The sequence below is a fragment of the Pseudomonas rhodesiae genome (assembly GCF_013285305.1).
GTDB classification, from domain to species: Bacteria; Pseudomonadota; Gammaproteobacteria; order Pseudomonadales; family Pseudomonadaceae; genus Aquipseudomonas; species Aquipseudomonas rhodesiae.
This window is the reverse complement of the sequence record NZ_CP054205.1, coordinates 4,638,380-4,658,756: the sequence shown is the minus strand read 5'-3', so window position 1 is coordinate 4,658,756 and position 20,377 is coordinate 4,638,380. Positions and strand designations below refer to the sequence as shown.

Genomic DNA, 20,377 nt, shown 5'->3' with positions numbered 1-20,377 from the left:
AGCTGGCTAACGGAAATCGCTGCTTGTTAAATGGCAGGGCACGCCGGGCATATTTGGCGATTTATTGCGTTTACCGCTTATGGCTCAAGATTTTATGGCGCAACAATCAATTATGCCCATCCAGGGCAAACGCCTTGAAGCCCGCATGCTGGCTGAGCCTTTCGTAATAGGTCGCCACCGCCGGAAAAGGCGGATGCTCCATCGGCGTCATGCGCCAGCGGTGCACCGACAGGCCGATAAGGATGTCGGCCAGGGTGAACTCATCGCCAGCGACGTAGGCCTGCGTCTTGGCCAGTTGCTGTTCGAGGATGGCCATCTTGTCGTTCCAGCCCTGCACGCCGGCCTGGATACGTTGCGGGTCCTGATAGTCCGGGTTTTTGCGCACCAAGGCGTGGAACGCGTAGCCCCATGACGGGTTCAGCTCGGTGGCCTGCCAGTCCATCCACTGCTCCACTCGGGCCCTGGGCGCGGGCTCGGCGGGCAGCAGATCATGCCGTTGGTAAAGGCCGACCAGGTAACGGCAAATGGTGTTGGATTCCCACAACACGCCGTGGTCATCGATCAGCACCGGCACCTGGGCGTTGGGGTTCAGGGCCATGAACTCAGCGGATTGGGTGGGTGTGTAGCCGATGCCCCAGTCTTCACGCACGTAGTCGATGCCCAGTTCCTGGCAGGTCCAGAGCACTTTTCGCACGTTGATGGAGGACGTGCGGCCCAAGATTTTCAGTGAGTGTCCCATGGTGCTTTCCTGGCGATGGAGAGAAGGACAATCTAGCAGGGGCGGCAGGTTACGGCGATATTTCCACGCGGCACGGTTGAAAAGGTGAGAGGAGCGAGCCCCTTCCCACCGGCTGAACGGTTAAGCGCTCAACAGCGCGGGGTATGTTGATCCATGGCTTTGCCGACCAGCAATACGCTCAGCTCACTCAATTGATAAATGGCCAAGGCGATATCGCGGTGTTTGCCGGTGAGGTCATCGGACAGGTTGAGCAGCAAGGTGCTGACGGAACAGACGGTTTCGTAACTGTTGATCAGCAGGGTTTCGGTGGGGGCATCGGGGATGACGGTGAAGAGGGTGGTTGGGGGCGTATCGATTTCTTTGATCATTGGATAGTCCTGGAATGAGCGGCCGTCTCTTCGCTACTAAACGAGGGTGGCAGCTGTACGCAGGTTAGTAGACCGGTGGACTCCAAAGCCGGCGCACCCGAAGGTGCCCTACGCACAGCCGCCATCAAGCATGGGACGAGGTTTGTGCACTAAGGAGATCCGAATCCGGGCTACTAAACCCGATCACCGAGAAATTCAGCGACCGGCAAACCTTAAAGACCGCCCTCCAGGCGCACAAGCCGGCGGATTCTGGCGTAAGCGTAGGCAACCGGGCAAGACGCTTAACGCAATGTCAGCCGCTTCCTACACCCGTCCTACGTACTCTCCCGCACCCGCAACTCAAACCCCATATCCACCACCGGCTTGGCGATCTTGTTGCCCGCCATGATCGTCAATAAATGCTCCGCCGCACGCCGGCCAATCGCTTCGCGCGGGGTGCTGATGCTGCTCAGGCGCGGCACCATGAAGGACGAGGAGGGCAAGTCGTTGAAGCCCAGCACTGCCACGCGTTCCGGCACTTTGATGTTATGGCGCAGGGCTTCGAGCAAGGCGCCCTGGGCCAGGTCGTCGTTGCCGAAGAAAATCGCGTCCACCTCCGGATGGCTGGCCAGCAACTGCAGGAACAATTCGCCGCCCAGGCCCACAGAGGAGGGGCGCGGAGTCAGCAGTTCCAAGGCGGGGTCGTACAGGCCGGCCTGTTGCAGCGCACGGCGAAAGCCTTCGCCGCGCAGCAGGGTGCGTTGGTCCAGTTGCGCGCCGATGTAGGCCAGGCGTTTGCGCCCACGGGCGATCAAGTGCGCCGCCGCCGTTTCGCCGGCGGCCAGTTGCGAGAAACCCACGCAGTTCACGCCAGCATTCGGGTCCAGGTCCATCATGTAGACGCAGGGCACGTTGCTGGTCTCGACCATCCGTCGGGCGCTTTCGGTGCGGTCGAAGCCGGTCAGCAGCAAGCCACGGGGCTGGTAAGCCATGTAATTGCGCAGCAGGTTTTCTTCTTCGTCGCGCGAGTAGTGGGAGTTGCCGATCAACACTTCGAAGCCTTTGGGCCGCAGCACCTGGTGGATGGCTTCGAGGGTTTCGATAAACAGCAGGTTGGACAGCGAGGGCACCAGCACCACCACCGAATGGCTCTGGGCCGAGGCCAAGGCGCGGGCGGCAGGGTTGACCACGTAGTTCAATTCAGCAGCGGCCTGTTGGACTTTCTCCACCAACTCCGTCGCTACGGTGCTGATGCCGCGCAAGGCGCGTGAGGCGGTAATGGGGCTGACGCCGGCCAGGCGGGCGACTTCGTTGAGGGTGGGGCGCCCTGTGGTGCGTAGTTTTTTATCGTTCTTAGAGGTCATCAGGCGGCTTGCCAAACAAAAATCGAGGCACTAAGGTAGCGCTGTCTCCAAAAGGCTGCAAATACTTGAACGTTGGGTTGCCTGATCCTGTTCAAACCGTTGGAGCGGATGCACGCGTCACTCCATAAAAAAAGACAAGACGGCGCGGGAAAAGCCTGTTTTTGCACTAGCCTTACAGCGTGCAAAGGTAGCGCTATCTGCGTCCTGAGGTGTTTCATGAGTCAACCTGTTACCGCCCTGGTCATCATGGGTGTTGCCGGCTGCGGCAAGACCAGTGTCAGCGAGGCCGTGTGCCGCCTCAACGGCGCCACCGCCATTGAAGGCGACAGCTTTCACCCTGCCGCGAACATCGAAAAGATGAGTGCCGGCCACCCCCTCAACGACGACGACCGCGCCGGCTGGCTCGATATCCTCTGCGATGAGCTGCGCCGCTCGCTCAAGGCCGGTCAACACCCGGTACTGACGTGCTCGGCCCTTAAGAAAAAATACCGCGACCATCTGCGCGAAGCCGCGCCGGGCCTGGGTTTCGTGTTTCTGGAGCTGACCCGTGAAGTGGCCGCCGACCGCGTGTCCCACCGCCCCGGCCATTTCATGCCCGCCAGCCTGATCGACAGCCAGTTCGCCACCCTCGAATCGCCCATAGGCGAGCCACTGACCCTGGCCCTCAACGCCAGCGACGACAGCGTCGAGCAACTGGCCGAGCAGACCGATGCCTGGTGGCGTGAGCACGGTTTTGAACCATCCAAATAATTTTTTGCCGGACAAGATAGCGCTATCCCCGGCAGCGAATTCAACACCCGCTTTAATAACAACAACAAACAGGAGAGACCCCCATGTTTGGCATGTCCCACGAGTCCTACCTACTGCTTGATGCAGTAGTCACTATTATCGGGCTGATCGTGTTGATCACCCGGTTCAAGGTTCACCCCTTTATTGCGTTGATCATCGCGGCGGGCTTTCTCGGCCTGACCTCGGGCATGCCCGTGGACAAGATCATCAAGGCGTTCCAGGACGGTTTCGGCGGGGTGCTCGGCTTTGTCGGCATCATCCTCGCCTTGGGCACGATGCTCGGCAAAATGATGGCCGAGTCCGGCGGTGCCGATCAGATCGCCCAGACCTTGATCCGCGCCTTCGGCAAGGAAAAAGTCCAGTGGGCCATGATGTTCGCCGCGTTCCTGGTGGGCATTCCGTTGTTCTTCGAGATCGGCTTTGTACTGCTGATCCCGCTGGTGTTTATCGTCGCGCGCCGCACCGGTGTGTCGCTGATCAAGATCGGCATCCCGCTGCTCGCCGGCCTGTCGGCGGTGCACGGCCTGGTGCCGCCGCACCCGGGCCCGCTGCTGGCCATCGGCGTGTTTGGCGCGGACATCGGCAAGACCATCCTGTACGGCCTGATCGTCGCACTGCCGACCGCCATCATCGCCGGCCCGATCTTCGGTACGTTTATCGCCAAGTACATCCCGGGCAATCCGTCCCAGGAACTGGTGGATCAACTGGCCCGCGAGCCGGAAAGCAAAGACCTGCCGAGCTTCGGCATCACGCTGGTTACCGTGCTGCTGCCGGTGTTCCTGATGCTGCTCAAAACCTTCGCTGACATCGCCTTCGCCGAAGGCCATGTCGTGCGTAACTGGATGGACATGATCGGTCACCCGATTACCGCGTTGCTGCTGGCACTGTTGCTGTCGTTGTATACCTTCGGTGCGCGTCAAGGCATCCACTCCAAGCAGATCCTCAAACTGCTCGACGCCAGCCTTGCGCCGACCGCTGCGATCATCCTGATCATCGGTGCCGGTGGTGGCTTCAAGCAGATGCTGGTGACCAGCGGCGTGGGCGATGTTATCGGGCATATGGCCGTCACCGCGCAGATCAACCCGATCCTGCTGGCGTGGCTGGTGGCGGCGGTGATTCGCGTGGCAACCGGTTCGGCCACCGTGGCCACCATTACCGGCGCCGGTATTGTGGTGCCGGTGGTGGGCATGATTCCGGGGGTTAACCGCGAGTTGCTGGTGCTGGCGACGGGGGCGGGTTCGTTGATCCTGTCTCACGTCAACGATGCGGGGTTCTGGCTGGTCAAGCAGTACTTCAACATGACCGTGGCCGAGACGTTCAAGACCTGGACCGCGATGGAAACCATCCTGTCCGTAGTGGCGTTGATCTTCATCATGTTGCTGTCGTTGGTGGTCTAACAGGCACACCACAAGGCAAGGGTGAAAACCCAATCAAATGTGGGAGGGGGCTTGCCCCCGATAGCGGTGGATCAGTCACCTGATGCAGTGACTGAGACTCAGCTATCGGGAGCAAACCCCCTTCCACATTTTTAATTGCATTTCTGCAACACAAATGGCTCAGGCTTTCTGGATCAACCCATCCGCCCGGAACATCCCGCGAATCCCACGCACCGCTTGGCGAATGCGGTCCTGGTTCTCGATCAGCGCGAAGCGCACATGATCATCCCCATACTCGCCAAAGCCGATCCCCGGTGACACGCACACCTTGGCTTCCAGCAGCAGCTTCTTGGCAAATTCCAACGAGCCCATGGCGGCATACTGCTCGGGAATCTTGGCCCACACGTACATCGACGCCTTCGGATTCTCTACCATCCAGCCCAACTCATGCAGGCCCTTGACCAGTACGTTGCGGCGCTGACGGTATTGCTCGGCGATGTCTTTCACACACTGTTGGTCGCCTTCCAATGCCGCAATCGCCGCCACTTGCAGCGGGGTGAAGGTGCCGTAGTCGTGGTAACTCTTGATCCGCGCCAGGGCGTTGACCAGTTCCGGGTTGCCCACCATAAAGCCGATGCGCCAGCCGGCCATGTTGTAGCTCTTGGACAGGGTGAAAAACTCCACCGCAATGTCCTTGGCGCCCGGCACCTGCATGATCGACGGGGCTTTCCAGCCGTCATAGACGATATCGGCGTAGGCCAGGTCGTGGATCACCAGCACGTCATATTGCTTGGCCAGCGCAATCACACGTTCGAAGAAATCCAGCTCCACGCACTGCGCGGTGGGGTTGGACGGGAAACCGAGGATCATCATTTTCGGCTTGGGGATCGAACCGCGGATCGCCCGTTCCAGCTCGGCGAAGAAATCCACGCCAGGCACCAGCGGCACCGAGCGCACCTGGGCGCCGGCAATCACGGCACCGTAGATGTGAATCGGGTAGCTGGGGTTGGGCACCAGCACGGTGTCGCCTTGATCCAGGGTGGCCAGCATCAAGTGCGCCAGGCCTTCCTTGGAACCAATAGTGACGATGGCTTCGGACTCGGGGTCGATGTCCACTTCATAACGGTCTTTGTACCAGCGCGAAATCGCTCGGCGCAGGCGCGGAATGCCTTTGGAGGTGGAGTAACCGTGGGTGTCTTCACGCTGGGCCACTTGCACGAGTTTTTCAACGATGTGCGGCGGCGTGGCGCCGTCGGGGTTACCCATGCTCAAGTCAATGATGTCTTCGCCGCGCCGACGCGCAGCCATCTTCAGCTCGGCAGTGATATTGAACACGTAAGGGGGGAGTCGATCGATGCGCGCAAAGCGGCGCGGCGAACCTTGTTCGGCCATTGTTGCCTCGAGAGTACGTAAGCGCCCGGAACCGTCCGAGCGACGTTGGCCACTGCGGTGGCCTGCGGGGCAGACAATACGGTCGGTGATGGCAAGTTGTCCAGATACGTAGGAAAATTTTCTGCATGGAGTACAGTCCGGGTATGCCCCTATACTCGATGCGGGTTTGTTCCCTCATAAGAAGGAGACTGTTCGTATGGATCAGCAGACAAAACAACCGTTGGAACCGCGCATGGAAGAAGGCAATGCCATGGTGATCGCAGGGGTGCAAGGGCGGTATTCCAAGGCGACCGTGGGCGATATTCCACGCTTGTGGGAGTTATTCGACAGCTGCATCAAAGAGATCAAGCGACGTACCGGCGGCGTGACCTATGGGGTGTGTCACAACCCCCACCACGATGAGTTCGATTACCTGGCCGGGGTGCAAGTGCCGAGCAAGGATGACGTGCCGAGCAACTTCAAGTACGTCGAAATTCCGGCCCGCCGCTACGCGGTGTTCCCGCATTACGGCGCGGTTCAGGCGCTGGCGCAAACCTACGAACGCATCATGTATGAATGGTTGCCACAGTCGGGGTTCAAAGTGGCCGGCGCGGATTTCGAGCGCTACAGCGCCGATTTCGATGTGAAAAAAGGCACGGGCACGGTGGAGGTCTGGGTGCCGGTCGAAAAGCGCGGCTGAGTTGAGCGCCCCTGTCGCGTAAACATGACACAAGCGTCTGAACGACATGTTTACGTGACATCCATCCCTGCGGATTAAAGTGCAAGGCTCAATCTGCGCTCATAGCCAACCCGCCCCTTGTACGCCTCACCGCTGTCTACCCAGCCGAGCCCCAAATACAAGCCCATCGCCGCCACGTTGTCCGTGTCCACCGACAACTCCAACCCCTTGATCTGCGGCCATGCTTCAAGCGCCGCCGCCGGCAGTGCCAGCAGGCACGCCTTGCCGAACCCACGGCCCTGTTGCCGACGGTCCACCTGCAAGGCATGCAGGGTGGCGCTGTGTGCGTCGGCCCAGTGGGGCAGACAGGGAGAGCGTTTAAGCAACAGGAAGGCCACCGGGACGTCGTCGGCCAACAGTGCAAAGCCTTTCACGCCAGGGCTGGGTTTAGCTAACAGGCTATTGAGTGCGCAATACATATCGCCGCAAAACGGCAGTTGCTCAGGATGAACTTCGATGGCATTGAGCTGCTGTTGTTGCAGGTCAGTCAGTGCCCCATAGGCGACCAGGCGGGTATGCATCGAGGGTATCCGAAGGGCTGCAAGTAGGGCGCAGTCTATCGGGTTTGATGGGGGCGAAATTATTTTTCAGCAGGCTGTCGATTTGCCTGATACGCGTTCGACTAAGGGTGACTTTCGGATTTTCCACCCCAAGGAGTTATCGCCATGAGCACCGCAATCAACCGCCTGATCGAAGAATGGAAAAATGCCGTCCTAAGCCGCGATATCGACAAAATTGTCAGCTATTACGCCGACGATATCGTCTCATTCGACGCCGTTAACGCTCTGCAATTCAAGGGTAAAGCCGCCTACCGCAGCCATTGGGAAGAGTGCATGAAGCACTGCCCAGGCCCGGGGATTTTCGAGTTTCATCAATTGCGCATCGTCGAGGCGGCCGACAGCGCGTTTGCCCACTGGCTGGCGCACTGCGGCGGGACCGGCCCGGACGGTGAGTTGAAGGCCTGCTGGATGCGCGTCACCGCCGGTTATCAGCGCATCGCGGGCCAGTGGAAAGTGATGCATGAGCATTGGTCAGCCCCCTTCGATATGGAGAAAGGCACCGCACTGTTCGACCTGAAACCTTGAGCTGCGCGAACTATAGTCAGCATTCCGACAACGGAGATATCCATGAAATACCTCTGCCTGATCTACAGCGACGAAACGTTGCTGCATAGCTCACCCGACAGCCCAAAAGATCCGGAGTGCCTTGCCTACGCCCAGGCCATTCAGGCCAGTGGTCGTATGCTGGCCGCCGAGCCGCTGCAACCTGTAGCCAGCGCCACCACCGTGCGTAAGCGCAATGGCCACTTATCGATCACCGACGGGCCATTCGCCGAAACCAAGGAGCAGCTCGCCGGTTTCTACCTGATCGAAGCGCGGGATTTGAACGAAGCGCTGCAGGTGGCCGGTGGCATTCCGGCGGCACGGGTCGGTAGCGTCGAGGTGCGGCCCGTACGCGAGTTGGCGCTCTGAACAGCCTCTCTATCGAGGCCCTTTATCGCAGCGAATCGCGACGCGTCCTGGCGACGTTGATTCGCCTGCTGGGGGATTTCGACCTTGCCGAAGAAGCCCTGCACGAGGCGTTTTCCGTCGCGCTCGAACGTTGGCCCCAGGACGGTCTGCCCGACAACCCACGGGCCTGGCTGATCTCCACCGGCCGTTTCAAAGCGATCGACCGCTTGCGCCGCCAGGTGCGTTTTACGCCGTTATCGCAGGCGCAGGCCGATGCGCTGGAAGCGGCTGAGTGGAGTGTCGAAGACGTCGAAGACGACCGCCTGCGCCTGATCTTCACCTGCTGCCACCCGGCGCTGGCGCCGGATGCCCAGGCTGCGTTGACCTTGCGCGAGATCTGCGACCTCACCACCGAAGAAATCGCCCGGGCCTTCCTGAGCACACCCACCACCATCGCTCAGCGCATCGTGCGGGCCAAGGCCAAGATCCGCGAGGCGAAGATCCCTTATCAGGTGCCATCCCTGGCGGAACTGCCGGAGCGTCTCGACGGCGTGCTGCGCGTGGTTTACCTGGTGTTCAACGAGGGCTATTCGGCGTCCATCGGCGCAAACCTCACCCGCGACGAATTGAGCGGCGAAGCCATTCGCCTCGGGCGGCTGTTACTGGCGTTGCTGCCGGAGCCGGAAGTAATGGGCCTGCTGGCGTTGATGCTGCTGCATGAGTCCCGCCGTGCGGCGCGCACCTCGGCGAGTGGGGAGCTAGTGTTGCTGGATGAGCAGGACCGCACGCTTTGGGACGCGTCGTTAATCACCGAAGGCTGCGCGCTGGTGCAGCGAGCGCTGAGCACCCGAGGCTTTGGCCCGTATTGCCTGCAAGCGGCGATCGCTGCCGTACATGCCGAAGCGCCTCACGCGGCTCAGACGGATTGGCCGCAGATCGTCGGGCTGTACGACGTGTTGCTGGGCCTGCTGCCGTCGCCGGTGATTGCGCTGAATCGGGCGGTGGCGGTGGCCATGCGCGACGGGCCGCTGGCGGGGTTGCAGCAGGTCGATGGGATCCTGGCGCGCGGGGCGTTGCAGGATTATCACTTGGCGCACGCGACCCGGGGCGAGTTCTGCCGGCAACTGGGAAGGTTGAAAGAAGCGCGGTCTGCGTATGAAAAAGCCCTGTCACTGACCCAACAGGCCCCCGAAAAGACCTTCCTCGAACAACGCCTGGCTCAACTTGTCAGCGCTTCAATGCCCTAGAAATATCATTCGAGCATCTTGCCCAACAACCAACTCCCCGCCGGCCCTGGCGGATGGTGCCGTGACCACAACGCATCCACCGCCACTGAGCGCGGCCAGCCGCGTGCCTTCAGTTCCACCAATTGCCCGCCGCCAAACCGCTCCACCAACCAGCGCGGAATCGGCGCCCAGCCGAAACCCAACTGAGCCATTTCCAGCAGCATCAGGTAGCTGGGGGCCGACCAGACACGTCCGCTGGCGCGGGTTTCATTCGGGTTGATGATGCTTGCCAGGCGCAGTTCGCGATGCTGTTGCAGGGCCTGCGCGGTGAGGGTGTCGAGGCTGGCCAACGGATGCTTGGGGGATACGAACAGGGCGATTTCCGTGCGTTCCTCCACGGGCGCGCAGGTCAGGTCCGGCGGGTACAGGTCCTGGTGTTCAATAAATGCGATCTGCGCACGGCCGCTCTGCACCAAGGCGATCAGGTCTTCGCATTCGGCGATCAGGCATTCCAGCTCAAGGTCGGGGTAGCGTCGTTCGAACGCGCTGAGGGCAGCCTCGAAACGGTCGGACTGGTAGGTGTCCGACATGGCGATACTCAGCTTCGGCTCCAGCCCCTGGGCCAACTGACTCGCCGTCAGGGCCAGCCGGCTATTAGCTTCCAACACCTGCTCGGCGCGTTGCAGCAACACATGGCCCGCCGGGGTCAGTGTGGGTTTGCGACTGCTGCGGTCGAACAGCTCCACATCCAGGTCGATCTCCAAGCTCGCCACCGCTGCGCTGACGGTGGACTGGCTCTTGCCGAGCTTGCGCGCCGCCGCCGAAAACGAGCCTTGGGTCGCCGCCTGGACAAATGCCTGCAGCACTTCATGTGAAGCCATGACTATCGCCTTGATCGATGGTTATTGGTTATGAAGTATCGATCCGCCGAGTAACCATGGCAACTCTCGTTACGCACGGAGCCGGGTTATGCACCCCACCAAATCGATGACTGAACGTGTTGGCCAAGCCTTGGGCTTTGAAGGGTTGGCCTTGTTGATCTGCACGCCGCTGCTGGTCTGGATCACCGGGCGACCGGCCTTGGAAATGGGCACGGTGACCTTGGGCCTCAGCCTGCTGGCTCTGAGCTGGAACATTGTGTTCAACAGCCTGTTCGACCGCCTCAAAGCGCGCCTGCAACTGTCCGGCGGCGCATGGACGCGGGTGCTGCATGCGCTGCTGTTCGAAGGCGGGCTGATTGTCGTCGCGGTGCCGTTGATTGCGGCGTGGCTGAATATCAGCCTGATGCAGGCGTTGATGCTGGACATAGGTGTACTGCTGTTTTTTTTGCCGTACACCTATGTGTATCACTGGGGCTATGACGTGCTGCGCGAGCGTTTCTTACAGAAACATGCCGCCCGACGCCTCGATCCGCTGACCGGTGATCCAATGACTACCGTCGGCAAGCAGGCTGGCAATGGCCCCGCCGATATCGTCCGGTAAGCCCGCGCGGCCCAGGGCGGTGTTGCTGGCGACCATTGCGTTGAGGTCAGCGTTATCGCGCACGGCACCGCCGCCGAAGTCGGTTTCAATGGCGCCAGGGGCGAGGATGTTGACGCTGATGCCACGGCTGCCCAACTCCTTGGCCTGATAACGGGTCAGCACTTCCATGGCGCCTTTCATGGCCGCGTAAGCCGCATAACCGGGCAGGCTGAAGCGCGCCAGGCCGCTGGACACGTTGAGGATGCGGCCGCCGTCGCGGATCAATGGCAGTAGCTTCTGGGTCAGGAAAAACGGGCCCTTGAATTGGATTGCCAGCAGTTGGTCGAACTGCGCTTCGGTGGTTTCGGCGAAGCTGGCGTGGATGCCGATGCCGGCGTTATTGATCAGAAAATCAAAGCGATCCTGTGCGAAAACCTCTTTCAGCACGCCAGCCACATCGCCGACAAAATCACCGAAGGTGGCACTCTGGCTCACATCCAGCCTCAGCATCGCCGCGCGCCCGCCCAATTGTTCGATCTGCGCCACCAGTGCCTGGGCTTCGTCGGCCTTGCTGTGGTAAGTGCCGATGATGTCGACGCCCTGGGCGGCCAGGTGCAAGGCCGCGTTTTTACCCAGGCCTCGGCTGGCGCCGGTGATCAATGCGATTTTACGGGTCATGGTGCAATCCTCTGATGTGATCGAGGGAAGAAGTGTATTTGTCCGGTAATAACGTGATAAACAGCGCTACATCGGAAACACTGGCCGGATAAGGCGAACAATCCCATGAACAAACTTGAGCTGCTGCGCACCTTTGTGCGCGTCACCGAACTGTCGAGTTTCACCGGCGCCAGCGAGAGCCTGGGCCTGCCGCGTTCCACGGTGTCCGAGCATGTGCAGGCGCTGGAGGAGCTGCTCGGCGCGCGCTTGTTGCAACGCACCACGCGCAAGGTCCAAGCGACCCAGGACGGCCGCGTGCTGTACGAACGCAGCAAGGATTTACTGGCGCATATGGAGGAACTCGAAGGCTTGTTTCGCCAGGACGAAGCCCAACTGGCCGGGCGGATCCGCGTGGACATGCCCAACGCCCTGGCACGGGAAGTGATCCTGCCGCGGCTGCCCTCGTTCATGGACGCCCACCCGCTGATCGAGCTGGAAATCAGCGCCACCGACCGTCAGGTCGACCTGCTCGCCGAAGGGTTCGATTGCGTATTGCGCATCGGCGCGCAGCCGGATCAAACCGTGGTGGCCCGCGCGCTGTGCAGCCTGCCGATGATCAACTGCGCCAGCGCCACCTACCTGCAACGCTTCGGCGTGCCGCAGACCTTGGCCGATTTGGCCGACCATCACCTGGTGCATTACGTACGCCCGCTGGGGTCACGTTCGGCGGGTTTCGAGTACCTGCAAGGCAACAAGGTGCAACGGATTCCCATGGCGGGGCGGGTGACGGTCAACAGCACCGATGCGTACAAGTCGGCCTGCCTGGGTGGTTTCGGGATTATTCAAGTGCCGACCCTGGGCATGCTCGACGAATTGGCGCGCGGTGAACTGGTAGCGATCTTGCCGGACTACTCGCCACCGCCGTTGGAGGTGGCCCTGCTGTACGCCGGGCAACGGCATTTGCCGTTGCGTGTTCGGGTGTTTATGGACTGGTTGGCCGCCATGGTGCAGACCCACGTTTAATCCCGGCTCCACCCTGGGGGGAAGGGGTTTGCTGTAGTGAGCAAGCCTGTTTGGGTGAGGGGGGCTTTGTAGTGAGCGGGCTTGCCCCGCGCTGGGCTGCGAAGCGGCCCCATTCCAGACGATATGGTTTAGCTGAGACACCGAGGTGCCTGGATTTGGGGCTGCTTCGCAGCCCAGCGCGGGGCAAGCCCGCTCACCACAGCAAGCCCACCACCACAGAAAGCCCGCTCATCACCACAAGCCTGTTTCCCACAGCAGTACCACCCACAGGTTTGCTCAAGGTACGTCAGAACAGGTTGGTAAACAGCCAGTACAGGCTGCCGGACAACACAATCGCCGCCGGCAGTGTCAGTACCCAGGCCATCAGCAAATTGCGGATGGTCTTCATCTGCAAGCCGCCGCCATTGGCCACCATGGTGCCCGCCACGCCGGAGGACAACACATGGGTGGTCGACACCGGCAAGCCATACATGTCTGCCGCGCCGATGGTCAGCATTGCCACGGTTTCCGCCGCGGCGCCCTGGGCGTAGGTCATATGGGTCTTGCCGATCTTTTCACCCACCGTCACCACGATGCGCTTCCAGCCGACCATGGTGCCGAGGCCCAGGGCGATGGCCACGGCGATCTTCACCCACAGCGGAATAAAACGCGTGGAGTTGTCGATCTGCTGTTTGAACAGTTGCAGCTTGTCTTGGGTGTCGGCATCGAAATGACCGACTTTGCCCTTGTCCATCAAGCGGATGGTTTCGCTCGCCAAATACATGTCATTGCGTACGTTGCCGACCGCTTCGGCGGGGACTTTGGCCAGGGAGCCATAGCCTTTGACTTCATCGCCGATATGACCGGTCAGGGCGGCGAGGGCGGGCACCAGTTCCGGGGTGGCTTCCTTGGTGCGCACGTATACCGAGAGCACTCCACGCGGGTCGCCGGTCAGCGGCTGTGGGGCGGATTTGACCAGCGCGGCCTGGGTCACTTCGGCCACCGCCGCAAACTGCAACGATTGCTCGGCGGGCATGGCGCGGTTCAGGGCATAGGCCATCGGCAGGGTGCCGACCAGGATCAGCATGATCAGGCCCATACCTTTCTGGCCATCGTTGGAACCGTGGGCGAACGACACCCCGGTGCAGGTGGCGATCAGCATGCCGCGGATCCACCACGGCGGCGGAGTGTCGCCTTTGGGCGCCTTGTACAGCGCGCGGTTCTTCACGAAGGCGCGCAGGGCCAGCAATAGCAACGCGGCAAACACAAAGCCGATCAGCGGCGAGAGCAGCAAGGCGTAACCGATCTTGATCGCCTGGCTCCAGTCCACCCCGCTGGTGCCGTCACGCCCGTGCATCAAGGCGTTTGCCACGCCCACGCCGATGATCGAACCGATCAGGGTATGGGACGACGACGCCGGTAAACCCAGCCACCAGGTGCCCAGGTTCCACAGGATCGCCGCGATCAGCAGGGCGAAGATCATGGCGAAACCGGCCTTGGAGCCCACCTGCAGGATCAGCTCCACCGGCAGCAGGGCGATGATGCCGAACGCCACCGCGCCGCTGGAAAGCAACACGCCGAGAAAGTTGAAAAAGCCTGACCACACCACCGCGAAATGCGGCGGCAGCGAATTGGTGTAGATCACCGTGGCCACGGCGTTGGCGGTGTCGTGGAAACCGTTGACGAATTCGAAACCCAGGGCAATCAGCAGTGCCACGCCCAACAGGAGGAAAGGCGTCCAGGTGGTGAGCTGTGCGCCCATTTCATGCATGTCGTGCATCAGGCTATAGGCGGTGAACAGCAAGCCCATGGCGAGCACGGCGAAAAAGATGATCACTGTCAACAGGCTGGGTTTCTTGTCCAGCCGAGGTTTGGGGTCTGCCGTTGCGGTGGACAGCGAGGCAGTCAGGGAAGGGGTGGCCATGCCGGAGCATCCAGATTAAGGAGGATGTCGCCCATGATCATTGCAGAATGTTACAGAGATGCTGCGTCAAGTCATGGTTTAAGCAATTGAGGCCACCGTCGGTCTGTTCCTACGGCGGGATTACTCGTCTCAGTAGTCTTTACGCTTGCGGAATGCCCAGCGCCCGGCAATCAGAGTGAACGTCGCTACCAGCGCCACCAGGATCCAGAAGCCCTGCGGGTCTTGGGAAAGCGGCACGCCGCCCACGTTCATGCCGAAGAAGCCGGCGATGATATTGATCGGCAGCGCCAGCACCGTCACCACGGTGAGGGTGAACAACGTGCGGTTGCTCTGCTCGTTGAGGTTGGCGGCAATTTCTTCCTGTAGCAACTTGATGCGCTCACCCAGGGCCGTCAGGTCGTTGATGATCAGCGCGAACTCCTCGGTGGATTTACGCAGCTCTTTCACGTCTTCCTTCTGCAACCACTGCGGCGGGCGATTAAGCAAGCGCAGCAGCGAGCCCGGCTCCAGCGCCAGCAGGCGTTGCAGGCGCACCAGTACCCGACGCATGGCGCCCAGTTCGGCGCGGTTGGTAGACAGACGCGAGGAGAGCAACTGGTCTTCGATATGGTCGACGCTGATGCTGGTTTTGCGCACGATCTGCGTCAGCACCTCGCCTTGATCGCGCAGCAGATGCACCAGCAATTCCAGGGGCGAACGAAAGCGCTCGCCGCCTTTGACCGACGAACGCAACTTGTCCACCGAGTGCAGCGGTTGCAGGCGCGCACTGATCAACAGGCGGCTGCGCGCACATACCCACAGCGTGGAAATATCCGACGACACCATGCTGCTGAAGTTGAACACCACGTCGTTGACCACGGCCAGCAACGCCGAGTCGACATGTTCGATCCGTGTGGAACGGGAGCCTTCGTGCAGCGCCTCAAAAAACTCCTCGGGCAATTGCAGATGCGCTTTCATCCAGCGCTCGCAGGCGGCGTGCGCCAGGTTCAGGTGCAGCCATAGGAACTCATCCGGATCGGCCGGTTGCTGCAACGCTTGCAAGGCCGTGGCTGAATCAATCTGTTCGCCTTTTTCACCTGGGCGAAAACGAAAACCGTAGAGCAAGCCAAACAGATCGGAATCCTGGTGGCTGTGGTCGATGCTGTGGTTCATGGAGGCTCGCAGAGAAAGCGCCTGTAGGACGTTTCACAGGTTCGCATGGGCGAATCATTGCAAGGCTGTATGACGCGGACATTACGGTTTGAAGACGCCCATAAAAAAGCGCCACCCGAAGGTAGCGCGTTTTTAAAGGGGTAGATCAAGTGTCTTGCTTGTCTTCCAGCACAGCGCCGGTTTTGGCGTTGAGGGTCACGTCCCACTTTTTACCGGCGGTGTCGGTCATTTCGACCTCGTAGACCAGTACGCCGTTTTTGTGGTCCAGCTCGGTATCGGTGATGCTGGCGCCGGCATGTTTGGCCACAGCGGCGGCGTTGAGTTTTTCGAATGGCATCACTTCGCCGGACTTGAGCAGGCCTTCAATCTGGTCCGGGCGAACGTCCGCCTGGGCCAGGCCGGCGGTCAACGTCAGGGCAGTGGCAGCGAACAGGGCAGTCAGAGTTTTCATGGTGGGCTTCCTTCTCGGTTGAGCTGTTTAAGTGGCGCCAGATTAACCGGCGCAACTTAACTCATCCTTAAAGGCGCACTCAGTACTTATAGTCGTTGAGCAGATCCTGCACGCTCGACGACGGCCAGCGCTTGTAGAACTTCAGCAGTTCGGCGGCGCGGTTGGTGAAGATACCGTCGACGCCGGCCTTCATCACTTTGTCGAAGTCCACAGGCTCATCCACCGTGTAGACGTGGACCAGCAGGCCCTTATCGTGGGTCAGCTTGTTCATTTCCGGCTTGACCAGGTCGGTATAGCTCTGGTCGCCCAGGTTGGTCAGCTGAGCCGATGGGCCGGTGCCGATAGCGCCAAGGCTCTTGGCCTGGTCCACCCATTTTTCAAATTCGGCGGCGTCCTTGGGTTCTTGCTTGGCGTAATACGCGGCCTTGGTTGGCTCGCCGGATTCGGCGAAGGTCTGCTTGGACTTCGGCTCGATGCTGCCTTCGCCTACCCACAGCAGCAGGATCTTCGGCGTGTTCGGCATTTCCTTTTGCAGCTCTTTGAGGCTGGCGGTTTCGAAGGTTTGCAGCACTACGCGGCCCTTGCCCTGACCCACGCCGGTGTTGCTTTTGCCCAGCTTGGAACCGGCGGAACTCAACCAGCCTTTATCCAGCAGCTTGTTTTTCAGGTCGGCTTCGATGCCAGGGAATTGCTGGGGCTCTTTGGTTTCGATGTACAGCCCGGGTTTGTGCTGCGGGTTGCCCTCGGCGATCTTGATGATGTCGTCCAGGCTGAGGATTTTCAGGCCGACGAACCCCGGCCGCGCGCGGTCCGGGTAGGCAGCGTTGAACCAACTGCCGGCATCGAGGGTTTGCAGTTCTTTCCAGGTGAATTCATTGGCCGGCGCGTCTTTGCGCTCGGGGAACTTGGTGGCCACATCGGTGGTGCGTTGCAGGTTGTTGTCGTGCAGGGCGAACAGCACGCCGTCCTTGCTGCGTTGCAGGTCCAGTTCCAGGTAATCGGCGCCCAGGTCGCGTGCGACTTTGTAAGCGGCGGCAGTGGATTCGGGAGCATCGTAGGACGCGCCACGGTGCGCGATCACGGCGGGGTATGGAATGCCTTCGTTGGTTGCCAATTCAGCCGGGCTGATCGGTTCGGCAGCCTGTGCGTGGCCCAGGCCGAGCATCAGGGCGAGCAGCAAGGCGCTCTTGGTGAACGTGGCAGGCATAGGCGAAGTCCTTTCTTGGAGGTAGCTTTGAGAAGGGCTCCTTTTTAACAATTGATTGCGAACGGCGCTATCACCAAACCGACATTAACGTGCGCTCGCGCCAATTTTCTGCGCATTTTTACCCTGCATTGCAGTACTCTTGCCCGCAGCTGCCCCGTCAGAGGACAGCAACTTCTGCCACGCGTGTAAACCATCTTTCCAGTCCCTGTGGGACTTTTCAGTGAGGTTTAGCATGCGCATCACTTCCGAGCTTATCTGCCAGGCCGCCGACCAACTCAACGGTTTCGTCGGCCTTAACCGCAAAACCGGCCAGTACATCGTGCGTTTCAGCGAAGACTCGTTTGGCATGGACGTGGCCGATGACGGCATCATTCCCTGCGCCGAATTTGTCTGGCTGCCGGCTCCGGGGCAAACCATGACCCTGTCCCGCGAGCGCATTCAGTTGCTGCTCGATCAGAACATCGACGATCGAATCAACATCACCGAACCGCTGCGGGTGTATATGCGCCGGGTGGAAATTCCGCAGATCAGCGCCATGCGCAGTCTGGTGCAGGCCCAGGTCCGCGCCTAAAAGGCGTAGTCCCGTTCTACCTTGCACACCCGCGTGTGAAACGCCGAGTACCAGGTGCTACGCCCTTGCTCACGCACCGCGCGGTGTTCGGCGTGATGTTTCCAGGCCAGGATCGCCGCTTCGCTGGCCCAATACGACACGGTGATCCCCAGGGCGTCCTCTCGCGCTGACTCCACCCCGAGAAACCCCGGTTGTTCACGAGCCAGTTCGAGCATGCGCATGGCGGCCTGGCTGTAGCCTTGATCGCCTTCGGTGCGCAGCGAGGTGAAAATCACCGCGTAGTAGGGCGCCGCCGGTGTGTCAGCGATCATGCCGACACCGCCTGGCAGGCCTTGAGCAGCGCCAGCGCCAGCGGCGGCGGGGTGCCTTTGAGCGCTCCACGTTCGGGCTGGAACAGGGTGGCGACAAAGAACGGATGGTCCAGTAGCTCCACCGCGCGCAGGTCTCCGGCCGAATCGTGCCCGGTGGGGATCAGGTTGCCTTCGAATAGGGCCTGGGCGAAGGCCGGGTTTACACCGTAGCGGCAGCGATAGCCTTCTTCGATCTCCAACTGGCCGTAGGCGTCGGCGATACGGGTGTAGGACGCTAACCGCACGGTATCGGTGGCCTCCACCAGCGAGCAACTTAACGGTGTGATCACCGCGCGGGCGGCGTAGGGCGCCAGCTCGCCGTGCTCGGCATCGGCCCAGCCCAGTACATTGCGGGCATATTCGAGCACGGCATGTTGAAAGCCGCCGCAGGTGCCGAGGAAAGGACGCCGCTGTTCGCGGGCAAAGCGGATGGCATGCAAGGCGCCTTCGGTATCACGGTAGGGGCTGGCGGGCACGCACCAGAAACCGTCGAAGCGGTGCAACTGCGAACCGGCTGTGAGGGTGTCGGTGTCGAGCCACTGCGGATGGACCTGCACGCCGAGGCGGTCGGCAGCCTGTTGCAGCGCGACGGGAATCGCCTGGTGCGCAATCACATCGGGGTTGTAGTCGCCGATCAGGGCGAGGTGCAAGTGCTTGGCTTTCATCGTGGGCGTCCCATGGCTTGTGGTGTCCTGGCGTGCACTATAGATTGGCGCCCACGCAATCAATATTGGCGTTTGAACACATGCTCAATGCAGCTATGCACTATCAGCTCGACTATGCCGATCTCTCGCTGATCCTCGCGCTGGTGCGCGGCGGCAGCCTGGCGCGGGCGGCGGCGCTGCTGCGGGTGGATGTGTCCACGGTGTTCCGCGCCGTGCGTCGACTGGAAGCGGCGCTGGGCCAGACGCTGTTTGAAAAGAGCCGCGCCGGCTACCTGCCCACCGGCCTGGCCAGCAACTTGGCGCAACAGGCCGAACGGGCGGAGCAAGCGTTGGAAGCGGCGCGAATCGGCGTGGAGCAGGGCGGTGAAGTGATCAGCGGCACGGTGCGCCTGACGTGCACCGACTCCGTGCTGCAAGGTTTGCTGCTACCGGCGCTGGCGCAGTTCATGCCGGACTACCCGGCGCTGAGCCTGGAACTGACTACCTCCAATGATTTTGCCAACCTCAGCCGCCGCGATGCCGACATCGCCCTGCGCCTGACGCGCACGCCGCCGGAGCATCTTGTCGGCCGTTGTCTGGGGCGTGTGTCCTACCAAGTCTGCGCCAGCACCGACTATGCAGCCCGCCACGCAGGCTGTGAGTTGGCGGAACTGGCCTGGATCGCACCGGATGATTTTCTGCCCGATCACCCCACCGTCGTCTGGCGCCGCCAGCACTTGCCGGGTGTACGCCCCAGCTACCGTTGCAACAGCATGTTGTCGGTCACCGAACTGGTGCGGGCGGGCCTAGGGGTGGCGGCACTGCCGGACTTTCTGCTGGGCAGCGGCCTGCAAGCGCTTGGCCCGGTGCTGACCGGGCATGACACCGCGCTGTGGCTGCTCACGCGCCCCGATTGCCGGGCCTTGCGCTCAGTGGTGACGCTGTTCGATGAGTTGGGAAAACAGGTGCGCTTGCCGCAAGGCTAAGTCTTGCGCACAAAGTGCTCATGCATTTCGCACGTCAGGCTGTCGATGTGCTCCGAGAGCTGCTTGGTGATTTCCGTCAGCCGGGTGTTCTGCTCCAGCAATTCCAGTAGCTGCTTGGTGGTTTGCTCGGCTTGGGCCTGGCGCTCGCTGTTGGCAATGGCCAAGGCTTCTCGATGTTGAGCGTCGGCATCGGACTGGGCCTTGTCCCGTGCGGCCTGGCGCGTCTGGGCCAGCAGGATCAACGGTGCGGCATAAGCTGACTGCAGGCTGAAAGCCAGGTTGAGCAGGATAAATGGGTAGACGTCGAAGTGGGTGATACCACTCACGTTGAGGGCCACCCACAGGATCACGATCAGGGTTTGTGCACCGAGAAACGCGGGGGTGCCGAAGAACCGCGCAAACGCTTCGGCTTTGAGTGCGAAGGCGTCGTTACCGAACGTCGGCGCCAGGTGGGCGTGGCCTCGGTGGAAACGCAGGTGGTCGACAGGTTTTTTTTGAGGGGCGTCTGGGGTCATGGCAGGCTCGGATCATCAACGGTGAGACAGTGGTTCACTATAGCTCTGGCCGACT

Annotated in this window: 24 protein-coding genes; 10 read left to right on the top strand and 14 right to left on the bottom strand. The window is 61.0% G+C overall.

Translation table 11 applies throughout. The features are described 5' to 3' along the window. Window positions 1–106 precede the first annotated feature (106 nt). From HRH33_RS21050 to gntR, 3 genes are all read right to left on the bottom strand, one after another. A complete protein-coding gene (locus HRH33_RS21050) occupies window positions 107–739 on the bottom strand; it encodes a glutathione S-transferase family protein (protein ID WP_167416694.1) in 633 nt (210 codons plus the stop codon). A gap of 128 nt (window positions 740–867) precedes the next feature. Beyond that, window positions 868–1,107 carry a DUF6124 family protein gene (locus tag HRH33_RS21045; RefSeq protein WP_167416695.1) on the bottom strand — a complete coding sequence of 80 codons (240 nt, stop codon included), beginning with the start codon at window positions 1,105–1,107 and terminating at the stop codon, window positions 868–870. Between the two features lie 314 nt (window positions 1,108–1,421). Continuing rightward, the gene (gene gntR, locus HRH33_RS21040; protein WP_162276713.1) at window positions 1,422–2,453 is read right to left on the bottom strand and encodes an HTH-type transcriptional regulator GntR; all 1,032 of its coding nucleotides are present in this window, start codon (window positions 2,451–2,453) and stop codon (window positions 1,422–1,424) included. A 213-nt stretch (window positions 2,454–2,666) separates the two neighbouring features. On the opposite strand from gntR, the gene HRH33_RS21035 reads away from it, so the two are divergent. Both HRH33_RS21035 and HRH33_RS21030 read left to right on the top strand, forming a co-directional pair. Next, window positions 2,667–3,200 carry a gluconokinase gene (locus HRH33_RS21035; protein ID WP_167416696.1) on the top strand — a complete coding sequence of 178 codons (534 nt, stop codon included), beginning with the start codon at window positions 2,667–2,669 and terminating at the stop codon, window positions 3,198–3,200. 83 nt (window positions 3,201–3,283) lie between these two features. Then, entirely contained in the window at window positions 3,284–4,636 is a 1,353-nt protein-coding gene (locus HRH33_RS21030) for a GntP family permease (RefSeq protein WP_034100026.1), read from the top strand. Window positions 4,637–4,795: 159 nt separating this feature from the next. On the opposite strand, the gene alaC is transcribed toward HRH33_RS21030, so the two are convergent. After that, complete coding sequence (gene alaC / locus HRH33_RS21025) at window positions 4,796–6,007, bottom strand: alanine transaminase (RefSeq protein WP_034100024.1); 1,212 nt, start codon at window positions 6,005–6,007, stop codon at window positions 4,796–4,798. A 196-nt stretch (window positions 6,008–6,203) separates the two neighbouring features. Between alaC and HRH33_RS21020 the strand changes: the two genes are divergently transcribed. Next, window positions 6,204–6,686: a GyrI-like domain-containing protein gene (locus tag HRH33_RS21020; RefSeq protein ID WP_167416697.1), complete on the top strand. Its 483-nt coding sequence runs from the start codon at window positions 6,204–6,206 to the stop codon at window positions 6,684–6,686. A 74-nt stretch (window positions 6,687–6,760) separates the two neighbouring features. Here HRH33_RS21020 and HRH33_RS21015 read toward each other — a convergent pair whose 3' ends face one another. Further along, a complete protein-coding gene (locus HRH33_RS21015; protein WP_167416698.1) occupies window positions 6,761–7,246 on the bottom strand; it encodes a GNAT family N-acetyltransferase in 486 nt (161 codons plus the stop codon). Between the two features lie 144 nt (window positions 7,247–7,390). On the opposite strand from HRH33_RS21015, the gene HRH33_RS21010 reads away from it, so the two are divergent. Genes HRH33_RS21010 through HRH33_RS21000 form a run of 3 tightly spaced genes read left to right on the top strand, consistent with a single transcriptional unit; the run spans window position 7,391 to window position 9,423 of the window. Further along, on the top strand, window positions 7,391–7,810 hold the full coding sequence (locus tag HRH33_RS21010) for a YybH family protein (protein ID WP_034139081.1): 420 nt from the start codon (window positions 7,391–7,393) through the stop codon (window positions 7,808–7,810). 42 nt (window positions 7,811–7,852) lie between these two features. Beyond that, on the top strand, window positions 7,853–8,197 hold the full coding sequence (locus tag HRH33_RS21005) for a YciI family protein (RefSeq protein WP_034100016.1): 345 nt from the start codon (window positions 7,853–7,855) through the stop codon (window positions 8,195–8,197). Further along, window positions 8,194–9,423 carry an RNA polymerase sigma factor gene (locus HRH33_RS21000; protein WP_167416712.1) on the top strand — a complete coding sequence of 410 codons (1,230 nt, stop codon included), beginning with the start codon at window positions 8,194–8,196 and terminating at the stop codon, window positions 9,421–9,423. Before HRH33_RS21005 ends, HRH33_RS21000 begins: the two co-directional genes overlap by 4 nt. A 5-nt stretch (window positions 9,424–9,428) precedes the next feature. Here HRH33_RS21000 and HRH33_RS20995 read toward each other — a convergent pair whose 3' ends face one another. Then, the gene (locus tag HRH33_RS20995) at window positions 9,429–10,283 is read right to left on the bottom strand and encodes a LysR family transcriptional regulator (RefSeq protein WP_167416699.1); all 855 of its coding nucleotides are present in this window, start codon (window positions 10,281–10,283) and stop codon (window positions 9,429–9,431) included. A gap of 88 nt (window positions 10,284–10,371) precedes the next feature. On the opposite strand from HRH33_RS20995, the gene HRH33_RS20990 reads away from it, so the two are divergent. Further along, the gene (locus HRH33_RS20990) at window positions 10,372–10,884 is read left to right on the top strand and encodes a multidrug/biocide efflux PACE transporter (protein ID WP_034100011.1); all 513 of its coding nucleotides are present in this window, start codon (window positions 10,372–10,374) and stop codon (window positions 10,882–10,884) included. Here the strand turns inward: HRH33_RS20990 and HRH33_RS20985 are convergent. Continuing rightward, on the bottom strand, window positions 10,783–11,541 hold the full coding sequence (locus tag HRH33_RS20985) for an SDR family NAD(P)-dependent oxidoreductase (RefSeq protein ID WP_167416700.1): 759 nt from the start codon (window positions 11,539–11,541) through the stop codon (window positions 10,783–10,785). The two genes, HRH33_RS20990 and HRH33_RS20985, sit on opposite strands and share 102 nt — an antisense overlap. 105 nt (window positions 11,542–11,646) lie before the next feature. On the opposite strand from HRH33_RS20985, the gene HRH33_RS20980 reads away from it, so the two are divergent. Then, entirely contained in the window at window positions 11,647–12,543 is an 897-nt protein-coding gene (locus HRH33_RS20980) for a LysR family transcriptional regulator (RefSeq protein ID WP_167416701.1), read from the top strand. Window positions 12,544–12,829: 286 nt separating this feature from the next. Here the strand turns inward: HRH33_RS20980 and HRH33_RS20975 are convergent, their stop codons facing one another. The 4 genes from HRH33_RS20975 to HRH33_RS20960 form a co-directional block, all read right to left on the bottom strand. Continuing rightward, window positions 12,830–14,446 (bottom strand): inorganic phosphate transporter, encoded by a 1,617-nt coding sequence (locus HRH33_RS20975; protein WP_034100006.1) that lies wholly within the window; start codon window positions 14,444–14,446, stop codon window positions 12,830–12,832. 129 nt (window positions 14,447–14,575) lie between these two features. After that, window positions 14,576–15,598 carry a transporter gene (locus HRH33_RS20970; RefSeq protein WP_123478755.1) on the bottom strand — a complete coding sequence of 341 codons (1,023 nt, stop codon included), beginning with the start codon at window positions 15,596–15,598 and terminating at the stop codon, window positions 14,576–14,578. A 145-nt stretch (window positions 15,599–15,743) separates the two neighbouring features. Beyond that, window positions 15,744–16,049, bottom strand: a complete 306-nt coding sequence (locus HRH33_RS20965; RefSeq protein ID WP_034139076.1) for a PepSY domain-containing protein — start codon at window positions 16,047–16,049, stop codon at window positions 15,744–15,746. Window positions 16,050–16,128: 79 nt separating this feature from the next. Further along, on the bottom strand, window positions 16,129–17,256 hold the full coding sequence (locus tag HRH33_RS20960) for a glycerophosphodiester phosphodiesterase (protein ID WP_034114948.1): 1,128 nt from the start codon (window positions 17,254–17,256) through the stop codon (window positions 16,129–16,131). Between the two features lie 232 nt (window positions 17,257–17,488). On the opposite strand from HRH33_RS20960, the gene HRH33_RS20955 reads away from it, so the two are divergent. Continuing rightward, window positions 17,489–17,827, top strand: a complete 339-nt coding sequence (locus HRH33_RS20955; RefSeq protein ID WP_094066969.1) for a DUF2025 family protein — start codon at window positions 17,489–17,491, stop codon at window positions 17,825–17,827. Here HRH33_RS20955 and HRH33_RS20950 read toward each other — a convergent pair. Further along, window positions 17,824–18,138, bottom strand: coding sequence for an antibiotic biosynthesis monooxygenase family protein (locus HRH33_RS20950; protein ID WP_167416702.1), 315 nt, complete (start codon window positions 18,136–18,138; stop codon window positions 17,824–17,826). The genes HRH33_RS20955 and HRH33_RS20950 overlap by 4 nt on opposite strands. After that, window positions 18,135–18,842, bottom strand: coding sequence for a CTP synthase C-terminal region-related (seleno)protein (locus HRH33_RS20945; protein ID WP_167416703.1), 708 nt, complete (start codon window positions 18,840–18,842; stop codon window positions 18,135–18,137). Before HRH33_RS20945 ends, HRH33_RS20950 begins: the two co-directional genes overlap by 4 nt. Before the next feature lie 80 nt (window positions 18,843–18,922). On the opposite strand from HRH33_RS20945, the gene HRH33_RS20940 reads away from it, so the two are divergent. Then, a complete protein-coding gene (locus tag HRH33_RS20940; RefSeq protein WP_167416704.1) occupies window positions 18,923–19,807 on the top strand; it encodes a LysR family transcriptional regulator in 885 nt (294 codons plus the stop codon). Here the strand turns inward: HRH33_RS20940 and HRH33_RS20935 are convergent. Beyond that, window positions 19,804–20,322 (bottom strand): DUF1003 domain-containing protein, encoded by a 519-nt coding sequence (locus HRH33_RS20935; RefSeq protein WP_034099993.1) that lies wholly within the window; start codon window positions 20,320–20,322, stop codon window positions 19,804–19,806. The genes HRH33_RS20940 and HRH33_RS20935 overlap by 4 nt on opposite strands. Between the last annotated feature and the right edge of the window lie 55 nt (window positions 20,323–20,377).